This window comes from Enterobacter cloacae complex sp. 397G4 (assembly GCF_050031515.1).
GTDB classification, from domain to species: domain Bacteria; phylum Pseudomonadota; class Gammaproteobacteria; order Enterobacterales; family Enterobacteriaceae; genus Enterobacter; species Enterobacter hormaechei_C.
In genome coordinates this window covers 1-2,511 of record NZ_JBLGWE010000008.1, presented here as the reverse complement: position 1 = coordinate 2,511, position 2,511 = coordinate 1, and the positions used below count along the sequence as shown (strand labels likewise).

Annotated in this window: 4 protein-coding genes; all 4 read right to left on the bottom strand. The window is 51.9% G+C overall.

The window, feature by feature from the left end:
* Positions 1-213 precede the first annotated feature (213 nt).
* Positions 214-399, bottom strand: a complete 186-nt coding sequence (locus tag ACQG1Y_RS26320) for a Rop family plasmid primer RNA-binding protein (RefSeq protein WP_032105038.1) — start codon at positions 397-399, stop codon at positions 214-216.
* A 366-nt stretch (positions 400-765) separates the two neighbouring features.
* Positions 766-993, bottom strand: coding sequence for a YgdI/YgdR family lipoprotein (locus ACQG1Y_RS26315; protein ID WP_021243043.1), 228 nt, complete (start codon positions 991-993; stop codon positions 766-768).
* Between the two features lie 427 nt (positions 994-1,420).
* Entirely contained in the window at positions 1,421-1,564 is a 144-nt protein-coding gene (locus ACQG1Y_RS26310) for a hypothetical protein (protein WP_032610644.1), read from the bottom strand.
* Positions 1,565-2,052: 488 nt separating this feature from the next.
* Positions 2,053-2,511: hypothetical protein (locus ACQG1Y_RS26305; RefSeq protein ID WP_333009605.1), on the bottom strand; the 459-nt coding region annotated here is incomplete at its 5' end.

Sequence of the window (2,511 nt, the reverse complement as noted above, 5' to 3'; positions counted from 1 at the left end):
GATGAGTGAAAGTAATCTAATCTAACTTGACTTACCTTCCGGGCAGCTCCCCGGTTTTTTTTTGCCTGTTCCCGGGGAACCACTCAGGACAGGATGTGTATTTGTAATACCGCGCACGCGCCGGCATCACAAATACCCAGGTCAGGGCTGCGCCCCGACACCCCGCCATCGCCTCACGGCCGCGCACTGAATTGCGCACCCGTTCACCGATTTTCACGCATCTTCCTCGCCTGTCTGTGCGTTCAGCATGGTGTAAAGTGCTTCGGCCTGATCGTGCAGGTGCTCACAGCAGCCGGCAGCCTCATCCAGATCCATCTGTTCGAGCCGCTCGAGGAGGAGGAGTGTCTGTGAGCGGATAAATTTGGCCATGTTGAGGGCGGCGGATTCCTGTCTGGTCACTGGTGATTTTCCCCGTCTGGTGATGATTTTTGCGTGAAAAGAGCATGCCGTCATTCTGGTGCATAGTCATGCATGCCGTTAAAATTTAACAGGAGCGTTTCTGGCGGGTTCCGGGGTGGTTTGTTGTGGTTTTTGGTCATGGTTCCGTCAGAAAAGCGCTGAGTGCGTCTGAGGCGGTGCGGGCAACGGATGTTATGGTAAATTCTTGGGGGGCTTGATTATAAAAACCGCACTTCCTCTAATGTCTTGTGCTTTTTAGACAACCCTGGAAGCTTTTAGCTTTGGTGGTGCAATTTGCTGGGATTTTGGCGGAGAACCCCAGGTAAAGAAAAAGGCCACATTAGCGGCCTTTTTCGGAGAAGATGCTCAGTGCGGAATTTCGGAGACTTCTTTAACGTCGGTTTTATTGATCTGCTGTTTGACACCATTCGCGTCTGTATAGCCAAGCAGGCCTGAGTCTGATTCTTTAGGTTTGCCGTCGCTGACAATAGTGCGCCCGTCATTGGTGTGTATGGCATAGCTTGTGCGCGTGCAGCCGGTGAGGGCTGAAAGCGCAACTGCCGCTGCGAACACGGAAACAAAAATCTTTTTCAAAGCCAGCTCCTTTTATCCATATCAGTTTTGGTCACTAACCATCTAACTATAGGTCATTTTTTATGTGAAAAGAGGCTTGATGGTGGGCTGCATATCGAGTTAGGTGCGAGGTGTTATGGTTAAAGTGTGGTGTCTGGCGGGGAGGGGGCAGTGCGGGCTTATATCTGATGTAATCCGACCGATACATATACCAAGATGATTTAAGTATTCCTCTTTGTGAGGTTGGATGTCTAATTTATAAAAGGATCTTCTTGAGATCCTTTTTTTTCGCGCGTAATCTCTTGCCCTGTAAACGAAAAAACCACCCGGCAAGGTGGTTTTTCGAAGGTTCAGCAAACCGGCAAGTTTCTGAACCGTGGTAACAGGGTGTACAAGACCGCTGCCACCAAATTTGTCCTTCTAGTGTAGCCGCAGTCAGGCGTCAACTTCAAGAACTCTGCACCAGTAATCTTGTATACCCCTTACCAGTGGCCGCTGCCAGTGGCGTTTTTACGTGTCTTTCCGGGTTGGACTCAAGACGATAGTTACCGGATAAGGCGCAGCAGTCGGACTGAACGGGGGGTTCGTGCATACAGTCCATCCTGGAGCGAACTGCCTTCCCGGAACCGAGTGTCAGGCGTGGAATGAGAAACCGCGGCCATAACAGCGGAGTGACACCGGTAAACCGAAAGGCAGGAATGCGGGGGAGCACGAGGGAGCCATCAGGGGGAAACGCCTGGTATCTTTAAGCCGCATCGGGTTTCGCCACCACTGATTTGAGCGTCAGATTTCGTGATGCTCGTCAGGGGGGCGGAGCCTATGGAAAAACGGCTTCGGCGCGGCCTTATGCCTTCTTCGCTAAGTATCTTCCTGGCATCCCCTAGCTGGCATCCCCCAGGAAATTTCTGCTCCACCCGTAAGCCCGTACCGCTCGCCGCAGCCGAACGACCGAGCGCAGCGAGTGAGTGAGCGAGGAAGCGGAATATATCCTGTATTACATTTTCTCCTGACGCGTTTTCTTTCATTTTCTGCGCCTGTCTTATGTAGCAGTTATGCTATGCGTTACTGCGGTGTTACATTTTAGCCAGTATACACTCCGCTAGCGCTGAGTGACTGGTCCGGCGCTGCGCCCGGAACCCGCCTGTACCGGTTCAGCAGCCGTTCCGGGCTGACTGCAATTTTTTTATTTTCCTGCCCGCTACCCTGTAAACCTTTCTTCTGCGTTGCCGTTAACAGGAGGTAAGCCATGTTTGGTTTTTCTTCCGGAGACCTGATGACTCTTGATGATGAGCGACACCTGTTTGTGTCTGTTGTTTCGGGCTGGCTCCGGCGTGCCGGGGGGATGCCGGAGCCATGATGCTGGATGCATACCGGCAGATTTTGTCTGAAACTGAACCGGCCGTAAGGACGGTCATGCTCGAATTTCTTGAATCCGTTCGCATTCATTACATTTCGTCCTGAGCATTTTCTGTATTTCTGTCCATACTTAAACGAGGCGGCCGTCACGGACGATGGTCGTCGTTGCATGATGCTGTTATG

Bases quoted from the DNA above. Each gene is read 5' to 3' on its own strand.
- ACQG1Y_RS26310 (WP_032610644.1), bottom strand. From the start codon at position 1,564: ATGCACGAACCCCCCGTTCAGTCCGACTGCTGCGCCTTATCCGGTAAC.